Origin of the sequence: Colwellia psychrerythraea (assembly GCF_000764225.1) — a bacterium.
GTDB lineage: Bacteria > Pseudomonadota > Gammaproteobacteria > Enterobacterales > Alteromonadaceae > Colwellia > Colwellia psychrerythraea_D.
In genome coordinates, this window is record NZ_JQED01000003.1 from 290,404 (window position 1) to 317,400 (window position 26,997).

23 protein-coding genes and 1 pseudogene are annotated in these 26,997 nt (G+C 38.5%); 11 read left to right on the forward strand and 13 right to left on the reverse strand.

The genetic code is table 11. The annotated features are described in order from the left end of the window. Positions 1-357: 357 nt before the first annotated feature. From guaA to ND2E_RS19880, 6 genes and pseudogenes are all read left to right on the forward strand, one after another. Positions 358-1,935, forward strand: coding sequence for a glutamine-hydrolyzing GMP synthase (gene guaA / locus ND2E_RS19900; RefSeq protein WP_033092036.1), 1,578 nt, complete (start codon positions 358-360; stop codon positions 1,933-1,935). A 332-nt stretch (positions 1,936-2,267) separates the two neighbouring features. Continuing rightward, positions 2,268-2,915 (forward strand): DUF2959 domain-containing protein, encoded by a 648-nt coding sequence (locus ND2E_RS19895; protein WP_052056175.1) that lies wholly within the window; start codon positions 2,268-2,270, stop codon positions 2,913-2,915. Positions 2,916-2,920: 5 nt separating this feature from the next. Further along, positions 2,921-3,271, forward strand: a pseudogene (locus tag ND2E_RS22135) (RidA family protein). Positions 3,272-3,393: 122 nt separating this feature from the next. Beyond that, a complete protein-coding gene (locus tag ND2E_RS19890) occupies positions 3,394-4,113 on the forward strand; it encodes a glutathione S-transferase family protein (RefSeq protein ID WP_033092037.1) in 720 nt (239 codons plus the stop codon). Continuing rightward, positions 4,114-5,631 carry a protein adenylyltransferase SelO gene (locus ND2E_RS19885; RefSeq protein WP_033092038.1) on the forward strand — a complete coding sequence of 506 codons (1,518 nt, stop codon included), beginning with the start codon at positions 4,114-4,116 and terminating at the stop codon, positions 5,629-5,631. Positions 5,632-5,651: 20 nt separating this feature from the next. Further along, positions 5,652-7,679 (forward strand): RecQ family ATP-dependent DNA helicase, encoded by a 2,028-nt coding sequence (locus tag ND2E_RS19880; protein ID WP_052056176.1) that lies wholly within the window; start codon positions 5,652-5,654, stop codon positions 7,677-7,679. Between the two features lie 108 nt (positions 7,680-7,787). Here the strand turns inward: ND2E_RS19880 and ND2E_RS19875 are convergent, their stop codons facing one another. Then, positions 7,788-8,366 (reverse strand): bacteriohemerythrin, encoded by a 579-nt coding sequence (locus tag ND2E_RS19875; RefSeq protein WP_033092039.1) that lies wholly within the window; start codon positions 8,364-8,366, stop codon positions 7,788-7,790. A gap of 375 nt (positions 8,367-8,741) precedes the next feature. On the opposite strand from ND2E_RS19875, the gene ND2E_RS19870 reads away from it, so the two are divergent. Beyond that, entirely contained in the window at positions 8,742-9,617 is an 876-nt protein-coding gene (locus ND2E_RS19870; RefSeq protein ID WP_081961948.1) for a DMT family transporter, read from the forward strand. A 5-nt stretch (positions 9,618-9,622) separates the two neighbouring features. On the opposite strand, the gene ND2E_RS19865 is transcribed toward ND2E_RS19870, so the two are convergent. The 12 genes from ND2E_RS19865 to ND2E_RS19810 form a co-directional block, all read right to left on the reverse strand. Further along, positions 9,623-10,510: a prenyltransferase gene (locus ND2E_RS19865; RefSeq protein ID WP_033092040.1), complete on the reverse strand. Its 888-nt coding sequence runs from the start codon at positions 10,508-10,510 to the stop codon at positions 9,623-9,625. Between the two features lie 4 nt (positions 10,511-10,514). Next, complete coding sequence (locus tag ND2E_RS19860; RefSeq protein WP_033092041.1) at positions 10,515-10,979, reverse strand: hypothetical protein; 465 nt, start codon at positions 10,977-10,979, stop codon at positions 10,515-10,517. A 155-nt stretch (positions 10,980-11,134) separates the two neighbouring features. Beyond that, positions 11,135-12,010, reverse strand: a complete 876-nt coding sequence (locus ND2E_RS19855; protein WP_033092042.1) for a hypothetical protein — start codon at positions 12,008-12,010, stop codon at positions 11,135-11,137. A 267-nt stretch (positions 12,011-12,277) separates the two neighbouring features. Next, positions 12,278-13,897 (reverse strand): nitrite reductase, encoded by a 1,620-nt coding sequence (locus ND2E_RS19850; protein WP_033092043.1) that lies wholly within the window; start codon positions 13,895-13,897, stop codon positions 12,278-12,280. A 230-nt stretch (positions 13,898-14,127) separates the two neighbouring features. Further along, complete coding sequence (gene cobA, locus ND2E_RS19845) at positions 14,128-15,006, reverse strand: uroporphyrinogen-III C-methyltransferase (RefSeq protein WP_150113688.1); 879 nt, start codon at positions 15,004-15,006, stop codon at positions 14,128-14,130. 117 nt (positions 15,007-15,123) lie between these two features. Further along, entirely contained in the window at positions 15,124-16,356 is a 1,233-nt protein-coding gene (gene nirJ, locus ND2E_RS19840; protein ID WP_033092044.1) for a heme d1 biosynthesis radical SAM protein NirJ, read from the reverse strand. A gap of 313 nt (positions 16,357-16,669) precedes the next feature. Beyond that, on the reverse strand, positions 16,670-17,212 hold the full coding sequence (ahbB, locus tag ND2E_RS19835; RefSeq protein ID WP_033092211.1) for a siroheme decarboxylase subunit beta: 543 nt from the start codon (positions 17,210-17,212) through the stop codon (positions 16,670-16,672). Between the two features lie 86 nt (positions 17,213-17,298). After that, positions 17,299-17,811 carry an Lrp/AsnC family transcriptional regulator gene (locus ND2E_RS19830; protein ID WP_033092045.1) on the reverse strand — a complete coding sequence of 171 codons (513 nt, stop codon included), beginning with the start codon at positions 17,809-17,811 and terminating at the stop codon, positions 17,299-17,301. Further along, positions 17,804-18,937, reverse strand: a complete 1,134-nt coding sequence (gene ahbB / locus ND2E_RS19825; RefSeq protein WP_052056177.1) for a siroheme decarboxylase subunit beta — start codon at positions 18,935-18,937, stop codon at positions 17,804-17,806. The genes ND2E_RS19830 and ahbB (ND2E_RS19825) overlap by 8 nt, the downstream gene beginning before the upstream one ends. Before the next feature lie 2 nt (positions 18,938-18,939). After that, positions 18,940-20,181: a cytochrome D1 domain-containing protein gene (locus ND2E_RS19820; RefSeq protein ID WP_033092046.1), complete on the reverse strand. Its 1,242-nt coding sequence runs from the start codon at positions 20,179-20,181 to the stop codon at positions 18,940-18,942. An 82-nt stretch (positions 20,182-20,263) separates the two neighbouring features. Continuing rightward, complete coding sequence (locus ND2E_RS19815) at positions 20,264-20,635, reverse strand: c-type cytochrome (protein WP_052056178.1); 372 nt, start codon at positions 20,633-20,635, stop codon at positions 20,264-20,266. A 242-nt stretch (positions 20,636-20,877) separates the two neighbouring features. Further along, positions 20,878-21,444 (reverse strand): bacteriohemerythrin, encoded by a 567-nt coding sequence (locus ND2E_RS19810; RefSeq protein ID WP_033092047.1) that lies wholly within the window; start codon positions 21,442-21,444, stop codon positions 20,878-20,880. Positions 21,445-21,874: 430 nt separating this feature from the next. On the opposite strand from ND2E_RS19810, the gene ND2E_RS19805 reads away from it, so the two are divergent. From ND2E_RS19805 to ND2E_RS19790, 4 genes are all read left to right on the forward strand, one after another. Continuing rightward, the gene (locus ND2E_RS19805) at positions 21,875-23,503 is read left to right on the forward strand and encodes a cytochrome D1 domain-containing protein (RefSeq protein WP_033092048.1); all 1,629 of its coding nucleotides are present in this window, start codon (positions 21,875-21,877) and stop codon (positions 23,501-23,503) included. 384 nt (positions 23,504-23,887) lie between these two features. Further along, positions 23,888-25,687, forward strand: coding sequence for a NapC/NirT family cytochrome c (locus ND2E_RS19800; protein ID WP_033092049.1), 1,800 nt, complete (start codon positions 23,888-23,890; stop codon positions 25,685-25,687). Between the two features lie 196 nt (positions 25,688-25,883). Then, the gene (locus ND2E_RS19795) at positions 25,884-26,297 is read left to right on the forward strand and encodes a VF530 family protein (protein WP_033092050.1); all 414 of its coding nucleotides are present in this window, start codon (positions 25,884-25,886) and stop codon (positions 26,295-26,297) included. A 24-nt stretch (positions 26,298-26,321) separates the two neighbouring features. Continuing rightward, on the forward strand, positions 26,322-26,957 hold the full coding sequence (locus tag ND2E_RS19790) for an alpha-ketoglutarate-dependent dioxygenase AlkB family protein (protein WP_223303502.1): 636 nt from the start codon (positions 26,322-26,324) through the stop codon (positions 26,955-26,957). Positions 26,958-26,997: the final 40 nt, after the last annotated feature.

A 26,997-nucleotide genomic window follows, 5' to 3' on the forward strand; every position in this document is an offset into this window, starting at 1 on the left:
TATTGTTGCCCAATTTCGGCGTTGTAAGTGCTCACCTAGTGAACTAGGCTCCGCGCTAGCGCCGTGAACTAGGACTACAATATTTTCAACTTGGGGTGAATAGAAAATACAAGCATTGATGAAATAAACGTTTCATCAACAAATTCAAATAGGCTGAGCTGGAATCTCACAAGAGAAAGCTTGGCCTCTTTATTTATACACTCGCTCTAAATGAATAAGCTTTAGGCAAGGCTGCTGAGTGATTAAACAAATGACTTATCTTATTATCAATAAGGTTTATAAATGATTTTGTTTCATTACGAAAACAACGCAGTATAAAGTTTATTCATAACGAGCGCTAAAGGTAGGAAAACACACATGAGCAAAGACATTCATGACCACCGCATACTAATATTAGATTTTGGTTCTCAGTACACTCAACTGATCGCACGTCGCGTACGTGAAATTGGTGTTTACTGTGAGCTTTGGTCTTGGGATGTAACTGAAGAGCAAATTAAAGGCTTTAACCCTACAGGTATTATCCTTGCTGGTGGCCCAGAGTCAGTAACCGAAGCTAATTCACCTCGCGCACCTGAGTATGTTTATACTGCTGGCGTACCAGTGTTAGGCATCTGTTATGGCATGCAAACCATGGCTGAGCAACTTGGCGGTGGTGTTGAAAGTTCTGAGCATAAAGAATTTGGTTATGCTGCGGTTGAGTTAATTGCCCAATCTGCATTATTCAATAAAGTTGAAGACAGCATTGGCGATAATGGCAACGCTTTGCTTGACGTTTGGATGAGCCATGGTGATAAAGTCTCTGCTATCCCAGAAGGTTTTGTTACCGTAGCACAAACACCTAGTTGTGCTTATGGGGCTATGGCGAATGAAGATAAAAAATTCTATGGCGTGCAATTCCACCCAGAAGTAACTCACACTAAGCAAGGGTTACGTATTTTAGAGAATTTTGTTGTTGATATTTGTCAGTGTGAAAAGTTATGGACTTCAGCTAGTATCATTGACGATGCTATCGCTAAAATGAAAGCACAAATTGGCGATGATGAAGTTATCTTAGGTCTTTCAGGTGGTGTTGATTCATCAGTTGTTGCGATGCTTTTACATCGTGCTATTGGCGATAAACTTACCTGTGTATTTGTTGATAATGGCTTACTTCGTTTAGATGAAGGCCAACAAGTCATGGATATGTTTGGTAATCATTTTGGTTTAAATATCATCAAGGTTGATGCTGAAGAGCGTTTTCTAGATCGCCTAGCAGGTGAAAGCGAACCAGAAGCTAAACGCAAAATTATCGGTAATGTATTTATTGATGTTTTTGAGGAAGAGTCTAATAAATTAGAAAATGCGAAATGGTTAGCACAAGGTACTATTTACCCTGATGTTATTGAATCGGCAGCTTCAGCGACGGGTAAAGCACATGTTATTAAATCTCACCATAACGTAGGTGGATTACCCGATTATATGAAGCTAGGTTTAGTTGAACCATTACGTGAATTATTTAAAGATGAGGTGCGTAAGATTGGCTTAGAATTGGGTTTACCCTATGACATGCTTTATCGTCACCCGTTCCCTGGACCAGGTTTAGGTGTACGTATTTTAGGTGAAGTGAAAAAAGAATATGCCGACTTATTACGCCGCGCGGATGCTATTTTCATTGAAGAGTTACATAAACATGACTTATACACAAAAGTAAGCCAAGCCTTTACTGTTTTCTTACCAGTACGTTCAGTTGGCGTTATGGGTGATGCACGTAAATATGATTGGGTTGTTTCTTTACGTTGTGTTGAAACCATTGACTTTATGACGGCGCGTTGGTCACATTTACCTTATGATTTCTTAGGTTTGGTTTCTAATCGTATCATCAATGAAATTGATGGTATTTCAAGAGTCGTTTACGATATTTCAGGTAAGCCGCCTGCAACAATTGAATGGGAATAAAAATTAGCGCTCTTTTTTGCTGCTTTACCTAATTTCTTCGTTGGAAGTACTCATTGACTAACGTCAACTCCGTGCTTCCGCCTTGAACTAAGGGAAATAATCTGCAAAGAGAACTATTTTCCGACAATTAATTTATTGATGTGAAACCTCATTGTTGAAAAACACTGGGGTTTTTTTATGTGTGACTAATAATTATTTTGTTCAATTCACATAAACGATATACCATTAACAGTGATGTTGTACTGTTTATCTTGGGATGATGAAAAATAATTGAATTGGTATTAATCCGTTTGGTCTAAGTGAAAAAATTACAATAATATTAGGGAATTTATATGTTCAGCTTTAGTCAAAAATTATGCGTGATTGTGAGTCTTATCGCATTAACGTCATGTTCGAGCGCCTATTACTCTGCGATGGAAAAAGTAGGTATACACAAAAGAGATATCATGGTTGATCGCGTTGCTGATGCCAAAGAGTCTCAGCAAGAAGCGCAACAGCAATTTAAATCAGCTTTAGAAGAGATGACGGCACTGACTAACTTTGAAGGTGGCGAACTTGAAGCACAATATAATGTCATCCAAGAGCAATATGAAAACTCAAAAGAAGCGGCAGCGTTAGTTAGCTCACGCATTGAAAAAGTTGAAGATGTTTCTGAAGCTTTATTTGATGAGTGGGAAGATGAGATAGGGCAAATATCGAGTGCGAGTCTTAGTCGACAGAGTTCAGTTAAATTGAAGGAAACACAGCGTCGTTATCAAACATTGATCAAATCAATGCACAGAGCAGAAAGCAAAATGGCCCCTGTGTTAACCGCGTTAAAAGACAATAGCCTTTTTTTGAAACATAACTTAAATGCTAAAGCCGTTGGTGCTTTGCAAGAGGAAATGTTGTCCATTAAAAAAGATGTTAGCGTGCTAATTAAAGATATGAATGTTGCTATTGAACAATCACAAAAATTTATTGATATGTTGGAGAAATAAATCGTATGACGATAGAAAGACAAGAAACGAAACAAAGAATGAGCCGAATTGTAAAACATAACGGCACTATATATCTTTGCGGTCAAGTTGCAGCAGATGCCAGCAAAGATATTACTGAATAGACCCAAACCATGCTTGATAAAGTTGATACACTGCTAGCGCAAGCGGGTAGCGATAGAAAGCACATCTTATCAGCGACTATTTATGTTAAAGATATGAGTTATTTTGCTGACATGAATGCTGTTTGGGATGCTTGGGTGCCAGAAGGACATGCACCAGCACGTGCCTGCGTTGCCGCTAAAATGGCGAGAGAAGCATTATTAGTAGAAATATCTGTGGTTGCCGCAGAAATATAATTTCGTACGAAATTCGTATTAATTTTTCCCTTTATTTTAATACTTGTTAAAAAAGACCAATAAAGATACTGTGTAAAGATACAGTCTTATTGGTCTTTTTTATTTTTTAGTAAGGGATATTGATGATTACACTTTATGGTTTTGGTAAGTGCTTTAATGTGATGGATGCGAGTCCATTTGTTGTCAAAGTAGAACTCTTTATGCGCATGGCAAACATTCCATGCCAAGTAAAATACGGCGCCAAATATTTAAAAAAATCACCAAAAGGTAAATTACCTTTCATCGATGATGACGGTACAGTGGTTGCTGATTCTGAAGCCATTATCAGCTATTTAACTGATAAATATCAGATAACAATCGATGCTGAGTTAACGGCAGAACAACAGGCACAAGCGCATTTAATAACTAAGTCACTTGATGAAGGCTTGTATTGGTGTTTGGTTTATTCTCGTTGGATAATGGATGAAAGTTGGCCACAAACCAATGATGCTTTTTTTGGCTCTTTACCTATAGCATTGCGTTGGTTTTTACCTAATATTATTCGAAAATCAGTTGAGAAAAACCTTCATGGTCAAGGGGTTGGTCGTCACTCACCAGAAGAAATTCTCGCTATTTCAGATAAAAGTTTATCGTCGTTATCGACGATTTTAGCAGATAAACACTTCTTTTTTGGCGACACACATAGCTCATTTGATGCCGTTGTTTACTCGCACTTATGTGAGTTTATTTCAGTGCGTTTTGATAATGGTTTTGAAAGTAAATTTACTAAAAATGCCAAAAGGTACCAAAATCTAGTACAATTTTGTCAACGTATTGAAGACAAATTTTACTCAGAGAAATAAATGTCCTTAAACCTTTCTAATAGCTACCAAGCACTTGGTGAGAAATTTTCACAACAAACATCGCCTACACCTGTGGCTCAGCCATCGTTATTATTATGGAACGAACCACTAGCAAAAGTGTTAACTATCTCTTTAACTAAAGAAATAGATGCTGAATTAATTGCACAATACTTCTCCGGTAATCAGTTAATTGAAGGCAGTAAACCTATCGCTCAGGCATATTCTGGTCATCAATTTGCACATTTTAATCCGCAGCTGGGTGATGGTCGTGCCCATTTGTTAGGTGATATTGCTGATAATCAGGGAAAGTATTGGGATATTCAGTTGAAAGGCTCAGGCACTAGTAATTTTTCACGTCAAGGTGATGGCCGTTGTGCTCTTGGGCCCGCATTACGTGAATATATCATGAGTGAAGCAATGTTCGCCCTTGGTGTGCCTACTACACGCTGTTTAGCGGTAGTGACTACGGGGGAAAGTGTATACCGTGAACGTCCTTACGATGGTGCAGTGGTGACACGAGTAGCAGCAAGCCATATTAGAGTTGGTACCTTTCAATATTTTGCTGCACGTGGCGATACCCAGTCACTTAAAAAGTTAACCAATTATGCCATCAAACGTCACTTTCCTGAGTTAACTGCTAAATCATCGGAAAGTGATGAAGACAATAAAGCTGACAATGAAATTAGCAGTCAACAAGTGCTTAAATTTTTCTCTGCTGTGTTAGCAAAACAAATTCCGTTAGTTTTCTCATGGTTAAGAGTGGGCTTTATTCACGGTGTATTAAATACCGATAATACGACTATCTCAGGTGAAACCATTGATTATGGTCCTTGTGCCATGATGAATGCTTATCATCCAGAGACTGTTTTTAGTTCAATTGATCGTAATAGCCGATATGCCTTTGGTAAACAAATTAGCATTATTCAATGGAATATGACTCGGTTAGCAGAAACATTATTACCCTTAGTTGATGGCGATGAAGATGAAGCGATAGAGAAAATTGAGCCGTTATTAACGCAATTTCATCAAGATCTTCAGCAAGGTTATTTGAGCATGATGGCTAGAAAAATAGGAATAGATGAACCTGCAGAAGGTGATGGTAAACTGATCAATGACTTAATTACCTTGATGAAGGATCACAAGTTAGATTATACGCAAACCTTTGTTTTTTTAACGGCTTCATTAACTTACTCTTCAACTGAGCAAGATAATGTTAGTGGGATTGAAGTGCTTATAGTTGAAGCGCTTAAGAATTGGTTACCTCAGTGGAATAATCGTATTGGATCATTTAAAAAAGCTGCACACACTGTAATGATGAAAAGCAACCCAGTAGTTATCCCTAGAAATCATCATGTGGAAGCGCTACTAGAGAGTTGCCAAGAAACGGGTGAGTTAACTGCGCTAAATAAGTTTTTGGCAGTACTACGTCAACCTTATACCGAAACCCCTGATACCAAAAACTATCAAGATGCCCCTGTCGATGGGGATAAAGACTATCATACCTATTGCGGTACTTAATTAGTTTTAAGGTTTAAATTATGAACAAGCAACAAGATTATGTTGATAACGAATATCTTAAAGCGTCCCTGTTATCATCATTTGGCTTCGATGGTTTTCGTCCTGGACAAGAGCAAACCATTACTCAGCTGCTTAATGGCCAATCAAGTTTGTCTATATTCCCAACTGGCTCGGGCAAGTCGCTGTGTTATCAGTTAACTGCTGTACATTTACCGCACTTAACTTTAGTGGTATCGCCCTTATTAGCTTTAATGAAAGACCAATTGGAATTCCTTGCTAGTAAAGGCATTAGGGCGGCAAGTATTGATTCAACATTAAAAGGCAACGAAGCACAAACTGTTATGGCAGGAGTGCGCGATGGCGATATTAAAGTCTTGATGGTATCAGTCGAACGCTTTAAGAATGAACGCTTCAGACAGTTTATTGAATCGGTACCCGTCTCAATGTTAGTGGTTGATGAAGCACACTGTATTTCTGAATGGGGTCATAACTTTAGACCCGATTATTTAAAGTTACCAAGTTATTGCCAAGCACTGAATATTTCTTTGGTATTGTTACTTACCGCGACGGCAACGCGCAAAGTAAAGCAAGATATGGCGACTAAGTTTGCTATTCAAGAAGAGCATATTGTGCAAACAGGCTTTTATCGTCCTAACCTTGATTTGACCGTGTTACCTGTTAGTCAAGCGCATAAAAATAAACAACTTGAACAAGTCATTATGACGCAGCAGGGGGCTGGCATAGTTTACGTTACTTTGCAGCACTCGGCTGAAGCAGTGGCGCAATATTTAAAGCTGCAGGGTATTAATGCTTGTGCTTACCATGCTGGTTTTGACAGCAATACTCGCAGTCAAATTCAGCAAGATTTTATGGCTGGGAACATACAGGTAATTGTCGCGACCATTGCCTTTGGCATGGGGATTGACAAAAGTGACATACGTTTTGTTATTCATTATGACTTACCAAAATCAATAGAAAATTATAGTCAAGAAATTGGACGGGCAGGGCGTGATGGCAAGCCGTCACAGTGTTTTACCTTAGCAAACCTTGATGGTTTAAATACCGTTGAAAACTTCGTCTATGGCGATACCCCAGAGTTTACTAGCATTGAAATGCTATTAGATATGATAAAGTCTGAAGTTATAACAAGCGCACATAACAGCACAGCTGAAGGAAAATGGGAGTTACAAATATTACAGCTATCGAATGCCGTTAATATTAAACAATTACCGCTAAAAACGCTGTTAGTGCAATTGGAGTTAGCTGGCGTGATTGAGCCGCTTTATGCTTATTTCGCTGATTTTAAAATTAAACTGTTACAGCCTAAAGCTGACATTGTTAATAGCTTTAATGAGCAGCGTAAAGACTTCTTGCAAAGGATTTTTAATGCAACCGACTTTAAAAAAGTCTGGGGAAGTTTGAATTTTGATACCTTGTTGCAAGATAAAAGTATCGAGCGTAATCGCGTTATTGCTGCCCTTGAATATCTGCAAGAACAACAATTAATCGTGCTTGAAAGCAAAGGCATGACAGAGGTATTTAAAATCAACCTCAGTGAATTGGCTGATCCTAGTTTATGTCAAACACTGAGTAACTATTTTAAAGCCAATGAAGAAAAAGAAATTAAGCGCATCGCGACCTTAGTACGTTTCTTCCAGCTTGACTCGTGTTTAACGGTAAATTTAGCGCGTTACTTTGATGATAATAGCTTCGATGACAATAGTTTTGATCCTGTTAGTAAGTTAAACACTACTGCACAATGCGGCCATTGTAGTGTTTGTCGCGGCAAAGTGGCAATGTTAGAGCATTCGCAAGCACAAATTCCATGGCCAAGTGATGACGCTTTAAAACAAGGTATGAGGGAGTTAGCTGAGCGACTGAATGGAAAAATAAATCAGTCATTGTCTATTGAAAGTTATTGCCGCTTTTTTGCTGGTTTGTCAGTACCATTGTTTGGCCGTAATAAAGTGAGACAATTATCTGGTTTTGCTTTATGTGAGCGGCAAAGATACCAAGCTATACGTGAAAAGCTAGCTAATTTGAAGTAGGTGTAGGTGTGATAAGAGAAATAAGCTACAGCTAAACCCTAAAAGAGATAGCTGTAGCTTATTTCGTTTTTATCGACAGACACAGGTAGAGAGCTTACAAAGAAGATATTAAACATCAAACTCGTCAGCACCTAATTCAATCAGATAATCTCGATACTTTGTATCTGATTCTTGAATATGATTTATTAACCAAAAAGTCAGTAAATTGGTGACTTGTTTTAGTGAATCATGACCTTCTACATTATAGATATCAACATACTCTTCGACTTTATCAATCATTGCTTGATGTTCTTCTTGATGTTCAGGCAAGTCAGGGTAGCCATAATCTTCCATCAATTTTTCTTCGCGTTTAAAGTGATACTTGGTATAACTGACTAACTCCTCTAAAGCTTCACGTTCAAATTCTTCACACTGAGCATAAACGTATGCAATGCTAAATTGATTTAACAAGTGCAACAGTTTTTTATGGTCCTGATCGATATATTCAATACCGATACTGTATTCTTTGCTCCATTTTATTTGTTTGATGTGTCTTTGCTTTATCAGTGGCATCATACACAATGCTGCGATTAATAGCCAAGGCGTTGGGTGAACAGGGTTGGTTAAAAAGCTGAGAATAACCGCCAGTAATATGAGAACAGATATGATGATAAAGCTAACAGATTTAACACGATTACTAATAATCACGAGGGTAACCTTATAAAGTGTAGGGAATTGAATAGAGTCACTACTCTACTCTTTAATTGTGATACTTTGCACTTAACAGATGCTTTTATTGATGTTAGTCAAATTTACCATTTATTAATTTGGTTTTTCTCTGTTTGTTGATCTATCTCATTGTTTTATAATCGCTTTAAAGTTAGCGGTAAATTTTGATCAGACCATGATTTATCGCTAGTATGATTATTAACTTATGACAACCAAATCAGATATGATTAACTAGCCATAAAAATCTGATCAAGCTAGTTCACCCCAACATTAAATAAGATAGAATAGCGCCTGTTAATCAAGCTAACCGGTTTGGTATTACCTCACTTCCTCTATATTCGAGTAAAACAGACAATGTTCATGACTATAAAAAATTCAATGCCAATGAGTGTTTGGTATATGTTGCTCTCGGCGTTAGGGTTTGCCTTAATGGCTGCTTGTGTAAAAGAAGTCAGCACCTTAGGTATTCCGGTACTTGAAATTGTTGCGGCAAGAGCGGTTGTGTCGGGCATTATTAGTTACGCTGACATTAAACGTAAAAAAATCTCGATGTGGGGACATAATAAAGCACTCTTAATTGCACGTGGCACAGTTGGCTCATTTGCCTTGATGTTTGTATATTATGCTGTCACAACGTTACCGTTGGCAGAAGCAACTGTATTGCAATATTTGCATCCTGTATTTACTGCCGTGTTGGCCGTTTTCTTTCTAAAAGAAACTATCCAGCGTTCAACGATCGCTTGTATTGTTGTTAGCCTACTTGGCTTATTCGTTATTATTCAGCCTAACCTACAGCTCGATACTGGGGTGCATTATCCGTGGGTGAGTATAACCTCCGGCATATTGGGAGCACTCGGTAGCGCCGTTGCTTATGTTATTATCAAGAAATTAACAAAAACAGATGACAGCTCTGTCATTATTTTTTACTTTCCTTTAGTCGCCTTTCCAGTTTCAATGATTATGTTGGGTAGTGACTTTGTGGTACCTAGTTTAGCTGCGACAGGTTTATTGATCTTGGTGGGTATATTCACTCAAGTAGGTCAAGTAGGATTAACCAAGGCACTCAATAGTGCAGACGCCAACAAAGCAACGGCGTATGCCTATGTGCAAGTTTTGTTTTCGGTCTTTATTGGTTGGGTTTACTTTAGCGAAGTACCCATGACTACAACTATCATAGGTGGTGGTTTGATCATGCTCGGTGCGCTAATAAACGTCCTTTGGAAACGTTAGAGTTTTTAGCCAATCAGTATTGCTAGACCTAATAGAAATGGCGTGACTATGGTTGCTGCCACATTTGCGGCCAAATGTGGCGGATATTTCCCGATATTCTCTTTATGTCTAATCGCGCCACGCCATGCAAAAATAGAGAGAGGCATGGGAAGTAGTGCTATGTAACCTATCGTTGGTAGGATGCCAGTAAAAACATATAATAAGATTAATAAATAAGTTAGCAACATAAATAGGCCATACACTTGGTTACTACGCTTAATACCAAAAGCTAAAGGGAAGGTATTACGCCCTACACTCGCATCAGCTTGCATATCAGGGTATTGATTTAATAAAAGTAGGTTATTGATTAGAAAAAATGGTATCAGCGATACGAGCCAAACCAGCAATGAATAATCTAACGTCAAAACAATATGCGTACCAATCACCATTAAGAGTCCAAAGCCCAGGCCTGGGGATATTAAACATAAACGCGGCAATCGATTTAACCATTGGGTATAAGTGACGATAATCACCAAGCCCACTAGGCCAATCGGCAGAATTGTCATGCCAATCGTGTTAATAAAATAAATACCAATAGCGATGGTGATAAACAATGTTAACAAGCCAAGTAACAATACTAGTTTAGCGGCTTTAGGGTTATTAGGTAGTGCACCGCTACCACCACTAAAGGGGGTTTTTATCGTTTTGAAATCCAATCCGCTTTTGAAGTCATGATACTCATTAAGCGTATTTACGCTGATATGAGCAGATATAGCACCAATGAAAATAAGAAAAAATACAATTTTATCTATTGATGCTCCTGTAGCTATTGAGGTGCTTAGCCCCAAAAAAACACAGGCGAGTGTTAACACGAGAAAGGAAGGGCGCATTGTTTTTAATACAGTATTTATCATGATGTTATACCGATAAAATTGACGTAGGTTTAGTAGAGCATATTCGATAGCCGACTAAATATAATAACCCTGTAATTAGCCAAACAATACCGACATATAAAATACTCTCGCTTATTTTTTCTGGGTGACGAAGCCAGAGTTGTAATGGCAATACACCACGAATAATGCAAAGTGTTGCTATGGTATATATTGCATAGTTTACCAGTGGCAGTTTATCTAACAATATGCCGGTAAAACCCGCAGCTGATAAGGCATAGAGGCCTAACACAACAAAAATACCCGAGGCAAAGATAGTTCCTATAGGTGCTAAATAGGTGCCATTAATGGCTGACTCTACAATCAGTGGAGGAGCCATTTGAGCGGCATAACACTCTGGGCCCAAATAGATACAAGATAAATGTGCAGCTGCTGTTCCCATGGCGATTAGGGCTGCTAGCACTAAAAATATAACGCCAACCTGTGGTTTCACATTAACTCCGTTTAAGTGAATAGCGCATTTTTTTGATGACAATCGAATTAATGCGGTGACAGTTTAACGACTAATTTACCTTAAACATCACAGAATTCAAACGGCTAAATTAGTTGATAACTTGCTCGAAATTTATTAAAACATGCTAGCTAACATTAGCCTGTGATCAATCGTGCATGATTAGGGTTAGTGGATTGCGGTAAATACAATGAAATTTCCTTATGGGCTTGGCGAAAGGCCTTGCCTAGATGAGGTTTTAGTGCTTTTTTTACTGGCTTTACATCAACTTCTTTGATTACGCAAAATAAGGCTAAAGCATACACCGTTTCTAACTCAGGCAGCGCTGGTTGTCGGTTGAGGTTTCGATTGTTGCACGAGCCACAACCGCCTTTAAATTGATAGGCAGTATTTGCAAAAATCACCCCAAAGCCCATAAAACAGGCAACCAAATCTATTGTCTGCGGTAATACTTCTTCGCCGCCAGGAGGCAGTATGCCATGCTGGTTAACTAAAATACCTGCCTGTACTTGCACTAAATAGGCAATTAAATCTTGCGGTTGATTAAGCTGACTTGGATGAAAAGCAATATCTATTGTAGGTTCTGCTTGTATTGACGATGGCATTGAAGGTGCTAGCGTTTCACCCTCCATTTTATATCTGATAGTCGAATTTGTATCAGAGCTCGCCTGCGCATTGGCTACAGTGCTTACCTTTGCAGTTTCACCGCGCAATCTTGATTTAACAGATAACTGTGGCATCGCTTTTTGCATAAAACTCTCGGCAGGCACAAGGTGTAATGGCCATGATGTCATGCCAGTGTAATTGAGGGTATTAGAAAAAATCTTATCAGCCATTTCTTCTACGCTGCTGGCACTCCCGGGATAAAACGAATTATTGGGTAATATTAATTCACTTTTTTCTTTGAAAAACTCGCCATCAAGTTGCTCTACGCACCAGGCAAAGGTATCAAAAATCCATTCTTTGCTTGTTTCATCAATGATAGGTCTTGTTTTAAAAAAAGTGGATAACATTAATGGCTGGCCTTTTTATGATTTAGTGGTGTTTAAGAGGTTTTTAGTGATCGTTTATTTGTTCATGATGACTAAGCTTTACTATTTATAAGGATTAGTTAAATAAGAACCAGCCATGAGTAAACTAATTTCAATATAGTAACAATATCTCCAGTAACTTTACACACTAGATCCTTTATCGGAAAAGACTTTGACAGGTAAAAAAAAGCCTGTGACGTATAACGTTACAGGCTGTTAACTAGCGAGTTACTTATGAACTAGGCACTATTAATGACTTGTACCGCGTTCATAATTAATTTTGTTGTACACATTGTATTTGCCTGACGGTTTCTTCATTGGCATTCGTTTTACTATGTCCAATGTCTCAGCATCGTAGACGATCAGTTCACCTTCCATATCCCATACGCTTAACAATACGAATTTACCATCTTTGGTAAACTCAACATGAGCGGCATTTTTACCCGGAGATGGTGATAAGGTTTTCACTATTTTCAATGTGCTCTTATCAATAACATGCACTTTGTCGTTATTTGGGCCAAAGAAAACATCAGTCCATGCATAACGTGACTTGCTGTGACTACGCATAAAGAAACCAGGGCCTTCGGTCTTAATTTCTTTAATGATGTTCCAGTTTTCCATATCAATAACAGTAATTTTACCTTCTTTGATATTAGGGGAGGCAAACACTTCTTTATCTTGATAATTCCAGGTGATGCCAGAGCCTAAATGCGGCATGCCAGTTAAGCCAATCGAGGCTATTTTCTTTTTAGTGTCTAGGTTGATCACTTGACCATTGTGGCTGTTACGTGCAGTACCAATTAAATTGATATAATCAGGGTCGAAGAAAAAGTCATTCAAGTAATCATCGGTTTTAATGCGACGAACGGGAAATTGCTCATCTTCTTTAGATAAGTCGGCCTGCCAACCTTCCGCTTTCGCTTCTACTCTATAGTCATGCGCCCAACCTTTATAAACTTCAACGCCACCTGCATCACTGTAAGGAATTTCCCATACTTCTTTTACATCTTTTAAGGCGACAATAAAGCTATGACGAGGTGGTGCATTATAAACGGCACTAACGCGTGAACTGTTACCATCGCTGTCTTTAGCATCAATCACTTTTAATGGTGATAAGTCAGAAGTATTGAGTATCACAACATTATTAGGCAGGTAGTTGCCAACAATTAAGTACTTTCCGTTACTTGAGATAGCGATATTTCGGGTATTAATGGCTGCGCGCACTTCACTGACGGTTTTGCGGTTGTATATGTCGTATTTACTGATCCAGCCATCACGTGAGGCAAAAAAAACAAAACGACCATCAGGTGAGTATTTAGGTCCACCGTGTAAAGCGAAACGGGTTTTAAAGCGATCTAAGCGCTCAAAAGTATCACCGTTTAATAAGCTCGCGCTGTGATCACCTAATTCAACCACGATAAATAAATTCATTAAGTCAGCATCAAATTGTGCTTCATTAGGCAGTTTACTTTGATCAAAGTGCTGTACTTTTGACGCACTAATATCAGAAGCCGTCCATTTTAAAGAGGCCTTTGAAGGCGTATAAATATAATTTGCTAAGCTGGCAATCTCAGACTCAGTTAACGTTTTATTGAAAGCTGGCATTTGGGTAGCAGCACGACCAGTATTGATAACCTTAATCGCTTTATTTTTGCGAAAGCGAGCAAGGTTTTCTGGTAATAGGGCCGGCCCCATAGCACCTAATCTATCTACACCATGACAGCTTTGACAATTGTCTTGATAAAGTTTTTTTGCCGCCACTATTTCAGTGGCTGACATAGTTGTCTTTTTTGTAGGTGCCGTATTGCCAGCAAAAGAACTGCACAGGAGTACGGCAGAAATAGACAGTAAAAAAGGGAGTTTAGTCATGGGGTAACCTTTTGTATTCAGATATTTAGTCGTCAGCCTCACAATGCATATAATGAGGCACCAATACTCGAGCAATGTTTGAAAGACAATATCGACGAGGAAATTTTCCTGCATTATCTAATAAGATACTTCCTGTACCGTGTTTATTGTCTAATAAATAGCATCCATACCACGTTCGAGCGATAACCTCTGAAATGACGACTGTTAGCTGGCAGTATCGTTAGTTGTGCTTAAGCTATTTTTACCGTAACAGGTTGAACATAGTCATTGGCATCTAAAAAACCTGGTGTTTTCAATTGTTGTTCTGTGAGTTGATTAACTACATCACCAATAACGATAAGTGTTGGTGGGGTAATGTTGTGTTTTTCAACAAGCTCAGCCAAGTTACCGATAGTGCCGCGATATGTTTTTTGCTCAGGTTGTGTGCCTTTGCGAATTAATGCTGCTGGTGTATTGATATCACGGCCATGCTCTACTAATTTTTCAGCAATTTTAGGTAAAGTGTTAATGCCCATATAAAACACAACAGTTTGTGTTGGACAGCTTAAGCTTTGCCAAGGCAAGTTAAGTTGGCCATTGTTTTGAATATGACCTGTTATGAAGGTACAGCCTTGTGCAACACCACGATGTGTTAATGGAATACCTGCATAGGTTGTGCAACCTGAAGCAGCTGTAATTCCGGGACAGATATGACAGCTAACGCCATGTTGCAGCATGTATTCTGCTTCTTCACCACCACGACCAAAAATGAATGGGTCGCCGCCTTTTAGGCGTAATACTTTTTTACCTAAACGCGCTTCGTGTACTAAAATTTCATTTATCTTATCTTGGGGGACGCAATGTTTAGCTTGCTCTTTACCGACATAAAATCGTTCGCAATTATCAGGCAGTAACGCTAATATTTCATCACTGACTAAACGGTCATAAATTGCAATTTCAGCTTGCTCAATAAAGCGCATAGCACGAATTGTTAGTAATTCAGCATCTCCTGGACCAGAGCCTACTAAGGCTACTTCTCCTTGGTTTAATACTGATTTTCCTCTTGCTGATATCTTATCGTTATCTGTTGAGCCTAGGCTGTTTAACTGATTTGTTGATGGTGTGTTCATGCTCTCGCCTTATTGCTATTGAGCCCACTTCAAGAGGGGCTCCGTTGCTTAATTAGTGTCGTGTCATTAATAATTCGTTTGTTCTGTATCAATGTGCTTAAAATTTTCTTATTACTTTTATACTTCAACAAATTGAATCGGGTTTTCTTTGTTGGTTAACTCATCGGCAAATTTTGATGGTGGTGGAACAAAACCAATTTCATCATCATTTAAATAACAACCAGGATCTTCAGCCCATGCATCACCCGATTGAGCAAAAGCACGCGTTCGAGTGTTACCACCACAAATATTTAAATAATCACATTCGCCACAACGGCCTTTCACTGGTCGAGGACTTTCTCTAAAACCAAGCATTAATGGATCTTGGGTGTTTTTCCACACATCAGAAAACTTTTCAGTTTTTACATTACCAATGGGGTGATTCCACCAATAAGTATCAGGATGAATAGTGCCGGTGTTATCGATATTTGCCACATTAACGCCACTGGCATTGCCGCCCCAATTGATTAAGCGTTGCTTTAAATTGGCAATACATTCGGGGTGACTATCACCAAAGTGTTTGGTAGCCCATTTTAATAAAAAGGGACCGTCAGCATCGTTATTCCCCGTTACGAAGTCAGTTTCTATTCCTTGGCTGATATGTGACCATGCCCGTTCAAATAGTAACTCCATGGCATCTTTGGTCATCTTGAACATAGCGTCATTTTCAGCGTTACGTTTTCCTCGACCTGAATAATTTAAGTGAGATAAATAGAATTTATCAACTTTGTTTTCTTCCATTAAATCGAGCATTGCGGGTAGGTCTTTATTATTGTCTTTCGTTAAGCAAAGACGCATGCCAATTTTTATTCCCGCTTCTTTACACAATTTAATGGCGTGCATTGAGGTTTTAAAACTGCCTTTTTGACGGCGGAATTCATCGTGGAATTCTTCTAAACCATCAATACTGATACCTACATATTGATAGTCAGATGCTTTTATTTTGTCGATATTTGACTCATCAATTAAAGTGCCATTGGTTGATAGAGCAACGTAAAAGCCTTTTTCTTTAGCGTAAGCGGTAATTTCATAGATGTCAGGGCGCATTAGAGGTTCACCACCTGAAAGAATTAACACAGGTACGTGAGCAACTTTTAAATCATCAATGGTGGCTTTAACTTGTTCAGTAGTTAATTCATCTTTAAAATCAATGTCTAAAGAAGTGGCATAACAATGCTTGCAGCGTAAGTTACAACGGCGGATGAGATTCCAGATAACTACAGGACCGGGCATCTTTCTAGCCGCTTTTACTGGCTTAAATTCAGCCATATCATCATGAAGTGTTTTTAATAACTGTGAAATTCTAAACATAATCTTATACCAATTCTATTAAATTTATTCCCAGCTCAGAGCTACTATTAGCGAGCTTAGAACAAGTGAAATTGATTAAATATAGTTACTCTATATTTTACCAATTTTGCGAAGTAATCAGTTTGCTAATAAGCTCCCCAAGGGCGAGTTTAAAATGCTTATATGCTGCGTTTTTCATTTTGATAAGGGAAAAACCATTACCTTTAATTAAAGCCTTGCCTCTAAGCCTTTTAATTCTCGCTGTGCGGGAAATAACTTAATAGACTTGGTATTACATACCTTGCCCTAAGGCTTTGCTCTCGGTTTGATTAATTTACTTCTTTAATCGTAAACCTGTTTTTTTCAGTATTGCTGTGCTGGTTAACATATCATTACTTTTGGTAATAATGTTTTGACTTGAATCATGGTTGCGGGTGACCAAGACTTCTTTTAACAATTCTTTGATCTGGCCCCGATACTTGGCGATTGACTCCTCTGTTTTTCCATGCACCATAGCAAACAAATTGTAATTCCATTCAGGCAAAAACCGAGGTCTTAAATAACAATGGCTTACAAAAGGTAATTGGCCAACAGCATCACCAAACTTTTCAGCTTGTTCATCATCAATATCCCATACGGTCATACCATTAAATTGATAACCTAATTTATAGTGGTTTGGCACTGCGGCTATGCGCCTAATAATACCGCGCTCTTGCATGCTTTTAGTGAGGGAAAGCACTTGTTCAACACTGATGTTCATTTGTTCTGCAATGGCGTGATATGGCTCTTGGATGATAGGTAAGCCGTTTTGTGTCAATAAAATATATTGTCTTTCTTGATCGGTCAGTTTGTCTTGTTCTTGAGTGATTGATGACATAATGTAGACTCTTTTGAATGTGATATTTAAATAAGCTGCTGTTGCTGCAAATGTTTTAACCATTAATTTCTCAATAAATGGCTTGGTTAAACAGGCAGATATAGACTCACATAGAATTCTTTTAATTTGGGTACGTTTAGCACTTTTAATCCCGTTTTACTTTCAATAGCTTGTACAACTTTCTCAATTTCTTCAGTTGACTCTGTAGCGATTACAAACCACATATTAAAATCATGATCACGGCGGTAGTTATGGGCAATTTGCTCAAAACTATTAACTTGCTCAGTTACAAAATCAAAGTCAGCTTCAGGTACGGCTAAAGCGGCTAAGGTAAAAGCGCCACCTAAACTGGCCGCATCAAACATAGGACCAAAGCGGGTTAGTACTTTTTCACTGCGTAACTTGGTTAAACATGCTATTACGTCTTGTTCGGTACTTGATATTTCTTTGGCAATTTGTGCAAAAGGGCGTTCACAAACAGGTAAGCCATGCTGCAATAGGTTGATTAATTGCTTCTCTAGCGCCGAAAGTTCAACGGTTTGGCATTTTCGGCTCTTGCTCAAATTTGCTGTCTTAGATGGACTGCTGCTGTTATCCATGGGCTTGTCCTTGTTTTTTTATTTCGTTGCTATTGTCTTTTTTGCTGGCGTTGATTTTGCTAATTTTTGCTTTGCTGTAACGGGCCCCATGCTGTTTATAAGCTTTAAAGCTAAACAGCACATCTTTTTCAATTGACTCTAGACCAAGTTGTTCGGTAATTTGACGTATTTGCTGTAAAACTAAGTTTCTATCGGTTCCATGAATCATGCAAAATAAATTATATGGCCAATCAGGTAAGCGACGCGGTCTCTGATAACATAATGAAACGGGTGCACACTTAGCTAATTTCTGAGCTACTTTATCCATGTCGTCATTAGGAATATTCCACACAACCATGGCATTAGCGTCATAGCCAAGTTTCCTATGTTTAATCACTAATCCAAAGCGGCGGATCAAACCATCTTCTTGCCAATTAGCTATTTGCATCATCACTTGCTGTTCGGTCAATGCAAGTTGCTTTGCAATAACTTGATAAGGAGATAAAGCTGTAGGTAGGCCTTTTTCAATTGCGCCACGTAAGGCTGCTTTTTCATAATTGTTCAGGTTGATCACGTCATCGTTGCTTCCTGAAATTTTACTCGACTGCTTTAACTGTTTATTCTCTTGACTGTGAAAAGGGCTTTCTACCCCAGTAACATTGATACTGAATGCTAAATCAATATGATATGAAGCTTCCATTGGCAAGACTAAAACAGGTAAACCAGTAAGTAATTCAATATTTACTATCGTACTTTTCAGCGCCACCATATCGCTAGCTGTGACCACGAACCAAAGGTTATAACTATGCTCTCTGCCGTAGTTATGGTTCACTTGATCAAATTGGTTAACAATACCTGCAACTTTATCTAGATCTTTTTCTGGCACAGCAAGGGCCGCTAATGTGCTGGCACCTGCTTTTTTGTGATCAAAGACTGGCCCAACACGAGAAAGTACTTCTTGCTTATTAAGATCATCTATCGCATCAAATACTTCTTGCTCACTTGCGACAATATTTACTTGTGCAAGTTGTTCAGCAATCGTTTTATAAGGCTTACTGGTAAGTGGAAACCCTTTTTGGCTATTATTGATAATGTCTTGCTGTAGTTGTGAAATAATAGCGGTGTCTTTAGTCATGCTTTTAGTCATAGTTACAAGCCTATTTGGTGTGCGCGATTGGTGAAGAAAATACCACTCGGGCTTGATGATTTAAGTGTTTTTTGTAATGTTTGTGTTTTGGTATCGTATATTTGAATTTCGTTGTTATCTCGCACTGACATCCATACATGCTCGCCACGCGGCGTAAACTCCATATGTAAAACAGCAGGACCCGGTGTTAAGGTTTTTACTAACTCAAATGTTTCGGTATTAAATACTTGAATGGTATTGTTGTCAGGGTGAGCAAAGTTGACCCAGATTTGTCGGTTGTCAGGTTGTGCCATGACAAATATTGGTTGGCTATGCGCAGGAATTGCGGTGACTTGCTCCCATGTTTTGGTATTTACCACTAATACTTTATGTTGACCGACTGCAGGCATAAAAGCGTAGTCGCCGGCAATTGCCCAGCCTTCTAAATGCGGCATTTTATAAACGGGTAATTTCTGCTGACCTTTGCCGTAATTAGGTAAAATGCGTTTTACACCTTTTTCTAGGTGCCATAAATCAACAAGCGCCATACCATCTTCACCGAATAAACCTGCAATGTAGTAGCGACCATCAGGGCTGATTAAAGCGTCATAGGGGAATAAACCAATATCAGAAAACTTGGTCAATTTTGGGGCTTTGTCTTGCTCAATTGTTGAAAAGTCAGCAATCCAGATTTCATGGCTATCAAATAAGCTAAAAACAAACTTGTTGTTTGGCGCATCTACCAAACCAACAACTTTCGATCGAACTGGGCTGCCATCTTTATTTTTTGGTTTAGTCGTTAAAACAGAACTGTCGATTGTAGCAACGAGTTCAAGGGTTTCACTGTTAAATACTTTTACGCCACCAGGGGTATAGTTTGATACCGCAACTAACTTGCCATCTTGGCTAATAGCACCACCAATACTGTTGCCAGACTGTAATATGCGTTTAGCTATTTTATCTTTTAGGATGTCTATTTTAGTTAATCCACCATCACGTCCAAACACATAGGCATAGCGTTGATCACGTGAATACACAATCGATGCGTGAGATAAATCACCTAAACCATCTATTTCTGCTAATACTTCTTGGTGGCTATGATTAACAATTTGCACTTGACCTGTGGCGCGTTCAATAACAACACCCATATCTCCTGTGGCGCGAACTGGTATTTGGCTTACTTCATTTGGAGTGTAACTTGCGCAAGCGGCAATCACGCTAGATAGTATTGCCACGCTTGCTAATTTTAATAAGGGTGTGTTCATCAGTTATCCTTTCATGGTGCTATATTATTGCTAATAGTCTTTGCTTCTATATTCAGTAAATATTCTGTCTTGACTACTTGATTCACTTGTCTGTTATTTTTCCCGCTTTTAATTGTTGGGAAATCCAAAAGGCTTCTTGTTCGGTTAACAGTGTTTTCCATGGTGGCATTGCGGTACCAGCTCGGCCATGCAAAATAGTATGTTGTAAAAACAGTATTGATTTACCTTCAAGGTTTTCTGGTAACAAAGCGGGTCCCAAGCCGCCTTTTAAGGTCATGCCATGGCAAGAACCACAATCTTGTTTTACCGTATGGTTAAGCTCATCTTTACGTGCTTGAGATAACACTTCATCACTGGTGATTTCATTTGCATAAGCAGCTGTTGTTACAAGAATAAGACTGAATAAATAAGTAGCGAAAGCTAAGCCGGTTAAGGTAATTTTATTAGGACTCATTTTATTTCCACTATGCTTTATTAAGTTGGCTTAACCTTATAACGGCTAGGGGATTAGTTTTTTGTCAAAGATCATACTTTGATGAGGAAGTGCGGGGCTTTTTTGATTTAAATCATTTTATTCGAATTTATACGAATATTTGCTTGGTTTTTGCTCATTTTGAGCGAGTTGACTTTTACTAAAAAAAAGAGCTTCTAGGAAGCTCTTTTGTGTGTTCATCTGTATGTATCTGTAATTAAGTGTTAATAAATGCCTTTATTGTGTAGGTGTTCAGAATACTGTTTATCGGTACCATTGATATGATTTATCAACCAATCCGATAAGAAACTTGCAATTTCCTCGAGCGCATCATGTCCTTTTTCATTGTATAGTTGTACAAATTTTTCAACTTGTTCAATCATCACTTTATGCTGCGCTTTGTGGGCAATTAAATCAGGGTAATCATTCTCTTCCATCATTTTTTCTTCACGCTCAAAATGATACTTGGTATAGCTAATTAATTCGTTCAATGCTTCTTTTTCAAAAGATTCACTCATCGCGTAGTCATAAGCGATACTGAAATTATTTAATAAGCTGATGAGCTTTTTATGATCATCATCAATGTGGGCGATACCAACGCTGTACTCTTCACGCCATTGCACTTGATTAGGATTAGACTTTTTCTTGTAAAGTACAGGAATAAGGATTAGCACTGCTATGAGGATCCAAGAAATGGGGTTCGTCATACTTGATAAAAAACCTAAAAAGATGGCAACAATAATTAAGCCGATGATAGCCGCATAAATAAATGACTTAGTGCGATTCTCCATGAAATACCCCTAAAAAAAATATGGTTAAATGATTAATAACGTTGGCTGAATAGTAGCGCTTAATGCTGATGAACAAGTAGTTATTTTATAATTCAAAGCGCAATTTATTGACCTCGATCAATTTGTTTATTCTTTAAAAGTTATTTTTTTTTAAACTTGATCTGAATCACATTTTCAAAAGTGGATATAGCTGATAGTGCTGATAGTAATATTTAGTTACATAAATGACGCATCAACTTTTTACACCGTAGTGTGTAAACAAAATTTCCTGAAGATGCCTTTTTTATCAGGATTTCAGTCGATTGGCTCAAACTAGCTCCAATCAACTAAATGAATACGACTAAAAAGTTAAGCATAGGTAAAACATGGTTAGTTAACTTGTTTAACGCCTTTAATAATTAAAGAATTTTTAATATCTGGAGAGTACCCAATGAAAAAAGTAAAATATGGTCTTTCAGCACTTGGTTTAGCTATAGGCATGGCTGCTACTGGTGTTAGTATGTCAGTATCAGCTGCAGAGCCAACGTTATCTGAAGCTGATTTTGAAAAAGCTCAATTACATTACTTCCAACGTTGTGCTGGTTGTCATGGTGTTTTACGTAAAGGTGCAACGGGTAAAAACCTTGAGCCGAAAAACATGCTTAAAAAAGGTCAGAAGCGTTTAGAGAAAATCATTTCTCTAGGTACTGAAGGCGGCATGAACAACTTTGATGATTTATTCAGCAAAAAAGAAATTGCTAACTTAGCAACCTTCATTCAAATGACTCCTCCAGTTCCACCGGAAATGTCTTTAGAGCAAATGCGTTCTCACACTAAAGAGTTTGTAGCTCCGAAAGATTACCCAACTAAGCCATTACATGGTTTAAACTGGAAAAACTTCTTTGTTGTAATCGAACGTGATGCAGGTACAGCGGCGATTGTTGATGGCGATACTAAGAAAGTTATTGCTCATATTGATACAGGTTACGCTGTACATGTAATCAAAGGTACAGAGCATCATAAAATTGATCATGCAAAAGATGTTGGTCGTTTCTGGTACACCATTGGTCGTGACGGTAAAGTTAACAAAATCGATTTATGGCAAACACCTGAAAAAATGTTAGTTGCTGAAACTAAAATGGCATATGACGCACGTGACATCGCAGTTTCTGGTGACGGTAAATATGTAATTGCTGGTGGTTACTGGCCTGCGCATTTCGTTATCATGGACGCTGTTACGTTAAACCCACTTAAAGTTGTTACTACTCGTGGTTACAACACAAAAGGTGAGTACGTTAAGGAAGCACGTGTAGCTGCAGTTTACACTTCGCCTAATAAATCTGAATTTACTGTTGCTGTTAAAGAAACAGGTCAAATGTTGCAAGTTGATTACTCAGATTTAGATAACTTAACGATTACTAGCATTGCATCTTCTGAATTCTTACATGATGGTTTCTACGATCCATCAGGTCGTTACTTCCAAATTGCTGCTAACGCATCAAACAAGATGGTTATCGTTGATACTGAAACAGGTAAGCTAGAAGCACAAATTGATGTTGATTCACTTCCTCATCCTGGTCCAGGCGCTAACTGGATTGATGAAAAATGTGGTCCTGTTGGCGGTACTACTCACTTAGGTACTGGTTTAGTATCTGTTTGGGGTAATGATCCAATTGGTCACCCAGATAACGCATGGAAAATGTGTTATGAAGTTGAAACTGATGGTGCTGGTGCATTTATCCGTACTCACGAAACTTCACAATACGTTTGGGCTGATCAACTTAAGCATCCTGAGCCAGAAATTCAACAATCTGTACAAGTTTTCGATAAGAAAACGCGTGAAATTGTTAAAACAATCCGTGTAACAACTGAGCCAGGTAAAGCAGCGCTTCACATGGAATTCAACAACGATGGTAGCGAAGTTTGGGTATCTGTTTGGAACCGTAAAGATGCTAAAAACCCTACTGGTGAAATCGTAGTATACGATGCGAAATCACTTAAAGAGTTATATCGCATTAAAGGTTTAACTACGCCAACTGGTAAGTTCAACGTTTATAACCGTATGAACCACAAAACCTAATTAACTTATTCAGCTTGTTGCTGTATCGTCCAATTTAGGCATCAAGAGTACTCATTGACTATCGTCAACTCGGTACTCTTTCCTTTAAATAGAGCGATACAGCCTATAGCTGAACAGTTAATACGTTTACTGATTCAATAGTTAAAGGCATGGCTGATGCCATGCCCTTTTTATTTTCATTACTTAAAAACAACAAACGTTAGTGAAAATAAAAAGGGTGGTGATGATCTTATTACGCCTTAACGTACTGTGATTTGAATAATAAGAAATTACGGTAAGAAAACCTCCCTAGCTAACGCAGGGAAGAGAGCTGAATTTTTAGTTGATTTGTCGAAGTTAAGCTAATAATTTTTATCAAAAGTCGTCTGTTACCTAGAGGTAAGTATGGCAAATAACATCTTTTTTAAACCAAGTTTTTGGTCACGTAGACTCATTTGGGGCACCACTGTTTCGGGTGCAGTTATCTTTTTTGTTGTGGGTATTGTTTTTTGGGGTGGTTTTAATACCGCCATGGAAGCGACTAATACCACAGAGTTTTGTATCGGTTGTCATGAAATGAAAGACAATGTTTACAAAGAATATGCGCCAACTATTCATTATACAAACCGAACAGGGGTAAGAGCTGGTTGTCCAGATTGTCATGTTCCAAAGCCTTGGATACATAAAATGGTTCGTAAAATTCAGGCCTCTCGCGAGGTGTTTTTCTGGTTAACAGGTAAAATAGACACCCCTGAAAAATTTAATGAACATCGATTCGAATTAGCGCAAAGTGTTTGGCATGCAATGAAATCGACTGACTCAAGAGAATGTCGTAACTGTCATAACTTTGAGTCAATGAACCCTGAATTCCAAAAGCCACGTGCACGTAAACAGCATATGAATGCTTTTGAAACAGGACAAACTTGTATTGATTGTCATAAAGGTATTGCTCACACTGATGTTCGCGATAAACTTTCTGAAGAAGAGCTTGAAAGAATTGAAGCACCAAACCCTGCTTATATCCGTGAAGTGCCACAAGCTTATATTGACGGCTTAGCACGTGTTGAAGCTAAAGAAGCAGCCGAAAAAGCTGCACTAAAAGCAGAAAAAATGGCAGAAAAAGCTAAAAATGAGCAAAAAATTTCTGACGCAGTTGCTCAAGCATTAGCAAATGCAGGAGCTGCTAAAGGAAAGGTTACAGCTAAGGCTAAATCTGCACCTACTGCAAGTAATATCAATGTGGACTGGGGTAAGTCAAAATCTATAGATATTGGCGTATTTTACCCTGGTACAGCATCTATTGAATGGATATTAGGCCGTAAACATGGTGGTAAACGTGCCTTTACTAAAGGTGACCGTTGTATTGAGTGTCACGGTGAAGAAATCGCTGACATTGGCAACAACATTGTTTCAGGGGAAAGTGAAAAAGACCTAGAGCCAAATGTTATTCCAGGTAAACGTGGTAGCTTTGATGTAACTATTGATGCAACGCATGATAGTGAAAACCTTTACTTGAGATTTAGCTGGCCAGAAGGTGAACATGCCGCAGTACCATTTGTTGATGGTGGGAAAATGGACCCAGAAAATCCAATGAAACTCGCCTTTATGCTGGCAACTGATGATGTTGAATATGCCGACAGAGCAGGTTGTTGGGGCACGTGTCATGCGGATGCTAACTCTATGCCGTTTGGACCAGATGCAGATACGCTGAAAGGCAGTGATTTAGCTAAACGCCTTAAATTCGATACAGGTTCAGGTACAGGTGTTACTAAATACCTTAAAGAAACCCGAACTAAGTTAGAACTTAAAGGTCGTGGCGGTAAAGCACTCGGTGGTTGGGATAAACTAAAAGATCAAAGTGAAATTGATGCAGCGCAGAAGTCTAATCTATTTATGGATGTTGTTCGCTATAAATCAGGCACCAAAGAAGTAGAAGATGGTCAAATTTTAGCAGAACGTGATATGCATAAAGGCATGGGCGCAGTTGTTGAAGCTTCACTTAAAAATGGTACTTGGTCAGTAATAGTTAAGCGTAAGCTTAAATCTGACAAAGCCGGTGATGTGAGTATTGAAGCTGGTAAGGTATATAACTTCGGCTTTGCAATACATGACGATTACTCAAGCGCTCGTTATCACCATGTTTCTTTTGGTTATAAACTAGCACTTGATAATGCCGATGCAGAAGTGAATGCTACTAAGCAATAGATTGTAATAACTATGACTTAGTTACTTAAGCAGAAAATATAAGCCCCTTGTCTTACTTGAGAAAGTAATCAAGGGGCTTTTTTATTTATCCTAAAAGGGATTAACCATGACATCACTCTGGCAAATGGTATAATTAGTCTATTCGCTGTTATTTATCCATAGCACAATTGCCAGTTTAAGCCGTTTAGGAATAATCATGATCAATAAAGACATTTATAAAAATAACCCACTACATGGCACAAGCCTAGAAACAGTATTAACCACCTTAGTTGATCATTATGGTTTTGAAATCTTAGCCGCTTATATGAACCTAAATTGTTTCAAACAAAACCCTAGCATTGCCTCGAGTATAAAGTTTTTGAAAAAGACCTCGTGGGCACAAGAAAAGGTTGAAGCATTTTATATGTATCAATATCACAGCTTACCTAAAGCAGATGATGCTAACTTTGAATTGCCACCCCGTGACCGCATTGTACCTTCAGGACTAGAGCAAAGGCCACCGAAAGCGTTGAGCCTTGATGATGCTGAAGAATTACGAATGAAGCAAGCGAAGAAAACCCGTGAGCGCGCAGCTGCTTCAACGTCCGCAAACCCTTGGGGTAATAGGTAAGTAAACCATAGTCGATAACTTATAATGATGGATTTATTTTCTTCTTTGCTCGATGAGCCGATTAACATTTTACCAAAAGACGGTGAGGTTAATTACTACGGCGAGATCATGCCTGATAGTGATAGCAATTATTACTTTGAGCGGCTGTTTAATACTATTGCTTGGCGCCATGATCAAGCGTTAGTGTTTGGTAAGATCATCGAAACGAAAAGAAAAGTTGCCTGGTGCGCAGATACAATTGACGGTAAACCGTTTGCCTATCGTTATTCAGGAGTTACCAAATACTCTATACCCTTTACTCCTGAGTTACTCACGCTTAAAAAACTGGTTGAACAATATAGCAATGAAACTTATAACTCATGCCTGCTAAACCTTTACCACTCAGGTGAAGAAGGCATGGCTTGGCACAGTGATGGTGAGGCTGATTTGAAAGAGCAAGGGGCAATTGCCTCACTCAGCTTTGGCGCTGAGCGAAAATTTGCTTTTAAGCATAAACTCTCAAAAGAAGTTATTTCCTTACAACTTAAACCCGGCAGTTTATTAGTAATGAAAGGCACTACACAACAGCATTGGTTACACCGCTTACCCCCGACTAAAAAAATCTCAGCGCCTCGGATAAACCTCACTTTTAGAACGATAGAAAAACCAGAACTTAAATGACCTTAGTATGTTAACCAAATTTAATATGTGAACTGGCTTA